At 67.4% G+C, this 2,801-nt stretch carries 3 protein-coding genes; 2 read left to right on the forward strand and 1 reads right to left on the reverse strand.

The window, feature by feature from the left end:
* On the forward strand, positions 1–270 hold a 270-nt coding region (locus B2W70_RS11480; protein ID WP_286745809.1), incomplete at its 5' end, for a diguanylate cyclase domain-containing protein.
* A 56-nt stretch (positions 271–326) separates the two neighbouring features.
* On the opposite strand, the gene B2W70_RS11485 is transcribed toward B2W70_RS11480, so the two are convergent.
* A complete protein-coding gene (locus B2W70_RS11485) occupies positions 327–887 on the reverse strand; it encodes a PadR family transcriptional regulator (protein WP_058087923.1) in 561 nt (186 codons plus the stop codon).
* A 165-nt stretch (positions 888–1,052) separates the two neighbouring features.
* On the opposite strand from B2W70_RS11485, the gene B2W70_RS11490 reads away from it, so the two are divergent.
* Positions 1,053–2,801: NADPH-dependent 2,4-dienoyl-CoA reductase (locus B2W70_RS11490; protein ID WP_286745812.1), on the forward strand; the 1,749-nt coding region annotated here is incomplete at its 3' end.

Genomic DNA, 2,801 nt, shown 5'->3' on the forward strand with positions numbered 1-2,801 from the left:
TTCATCGTGCTCTTGCCGCACACCGACGAGGTGGTCGCCCACCGGGTGGCCGATCGCTTGTTGCAGTCCGTGCGCGCGCTGCAGTTGCGCCACGAGGCCTCGCCCACGCGCGACGTCGTGACGATCAGCGCTGGCGTGTCTTTGGGGCGCCCAGCCATGGACGGGCGAGACCTGTCGACGATGGTGGCGCTCGCCGATCGGGCGCTCTACCAGGCCAAGCACGATGGGCGTGATCGCCTGGTGATGGACCACACGCCCTCGGGCGGCTGAGCGTCAGCTGACCTGGTTCTGCGGTGACATCGAGCGGGCGAGCCCCGCGTGCGCCGTCAACCGCCGACAGGGCGGACCACGGCATCTTCTTTCAGCACCGCCAAGGCTTCCTTGGACCAGGCCAGCCAGCCGGCCTCGTACATGATCCCGGTCTTGAGGATGAGGTGCTGAAGCCTGGCTTCGCGCGACAAGGGCTTGCCAGCCGGGAAGTCCCGGGCCTCGATGGCGCGGTAGGCCGCCAGCTTTTGGGCGTGCAACTGGCCCCGGCGCTCGATCTCGCCCTCCATGCCCAGCGGCCCGATGGCGGCGTCGGCACGCAGCCGGACCATGAGCTCATCGCGCATCTCGACGGGAGGGGCCGGCTCGCGCGCCCAGCGCTTGAGCTCCTCCAGGCCTGCGGGCTGGACCGTGTAGAGCTTTTTGCGGGTGCGTCCGCCGTCCGGGGCGGCCTCGGAGGCGATCCAGCCCGCCGTTTCCATGCGCGCCAGCTCGCGGTAGATCTGCTGGTGCGTGGCCCGCCAGAAGTAGCCGATGGACTTGTCAAAACGGCGGGCGAGGTCGTAGCCTGACGAGGCCTTCTCGGTCAGGGACGTCAGCAGTGCGTGGGCCAGGGACATGCAAACAGTTTAGACGCGACGCATCTAACCATGCAACCAGTTGCATAGCTGGTGCGATTGGTCTAAAGTTGCCCCGCATTCATGCAACTGGTTGCATAGCTGGCCCCATGCCGGCTGGCATCCCGACGTTTTCACCCACCGAAACAGACCGAGCGAGACCCCACCATGAGCGCCTACCCGCACCTGCTTGCCCCCCTGGACCTGGGCTTCACCACGCTGAAAAACCGCGTGCTGATGGGCTCCATGCACGTTGGCCTGGAAGAAGCCAAGGACGGCTTCGAGCGCATGGCTGCCTTCTACGCCGAGCGCGCCCGCGGTGGCGTGGCCCTGATGGTGACCGGCGGCATCGCCCCCAACGACGACGGCCGCCCCTACCCCGGTGGCGCCCGCCTGGCCACGCTCGAAGAAGCCGAGCAGCACAAGGTGGTGACAAGAGCCGTGCACGAAGCCGGCGGCAAGATCGCCCTGCAGATCCTGCACTTCGGTCGCTACGCCTACCACCCCGGCTTGGTCGGCCCCAGCCCCATCAAGGCCCCGATCGCCCCGATGGCCCCGCGCGAGCTGACCACCGAAGAGGTCAAGCGCACCATCGACGACTTCGCCAACTGCGCCAAGATGGCCCAGGTCGCAGGCTACGACGGTGTCGAGGTCATGGGCTCCGAGGGCTACCTGATCAACGAGTTCATCGCCGCGCGCACCAACCAGCGCACCGACGAGTACGGCGGCTCCTACGCCAACCGCATGCGCTTCCCGGTCGAGATCGTGCGCAAGGTGCGCGAAGCCGTGGGCCCCAACTTCATCGTCATCTACCGCCTGTCCATGCTGGACCTGGTCGATGGTGGCTCGTCGTTTGAAGAAGTGATCGAGCTGGCCCAGGCCATCGAGGCCGCCGGCGCGACCATCATCAACACCGGCATCGGCTGGCACGAAGCCCGCATCCCGACCATCGCCACCAGCGTGCCGCGTGCCGCCTTCGCCTGGGTCACCGAAAAGCTCAAGGGCAAGGTCAAGCTGCCGCTGATCACCACCAACCGCATCAACACGCCGGAAGTGGGCGAGCAGATCCTGGCCTCGGGTCAGGCGGACATGGTGTCGATGGCGCGCCCGCTGCTGGCCGACCCCGACTTCGTCAACAAGGCCGCCGCCGGCAGGGCCGATCAGATCAACACCTGCATCGGCTGCAACCAGGCCTGCCTGGACCACACCTTCAGCGGCAAGATCACCTCCTGCCTGGTCAACCCGCGTGCCTGCCACGAGACGATCCTGAAGATCGAGCCGGTTCAATCGACCAAGAAGCGCATCGCCGTCGTGGGCGCCGGCCCCGCTGGCCTGGCTTTTGCCACCACCGCCGCCCAACGCGGCCACAGCGTGACCCTGTTCGACGCCGCCAGCGAGATCGGCGGCCAGTTCAACGTGGCCAAGCAGATCCCCGGCAAGGAAGAGTTCTACGAGACCTTGCGCTACTTCGGCAAGCAGATCGAGCTCACCGGCGTGCAGCTCAAGCTGAACACCCGCGTGGGCGTTGACGAGCTCGCCGCAGGCGGCTTCGACGAGGTCGTGCTGGCCACCGGCGTGAGCCCCCGCACCCCCGCCATCGACGGCGCCGACCACCCCAAGGTGCTGAGCTACCTGGACGTGCTGCGCGACAAGAAGCCCGTGGGCAAGCGCGTGGCCGTGATCGGCGCGGGTGGCATCGGCTTCGACGTCTCGGAGTTCCTGACGCACGAAGGCACCAGCCCCAGCATCGACGCCCAGAAGTTCTACGCCGAGTGGGGCATCGACACCAGCTACACCGAGCGCGGTGGCGTCAAGGCCCCGCACCTGGACACCCCGCCGCGCCAGGTCTACCTGCTGCAGCGCAAGGCCAGCAAGGTCGGTGACGGCCTGGGCAAGACCACGGGCTGGATCCACCGC

This window comes from Aquabacterium sp. UBA2148 (assembly GCF_002328915.1).
GTDB classification, from domain to species: Bacteria; Pseudomonadota; Gammaproteobacteria; order Burkholderiales; family Burkholderiaceae_C; genus Aquabacterium; species Aquabacterium parvum.

Excerpts from the sequence above, each read along its gene's own strand:
- B2W70_RS11485 (WP_058087923.1), bottom strand. The coding sequence starts at position 887 with ATGTCCCTGGCCCACGCACTGCTGACGTCCCTGACCGAGAAGGCCTCG.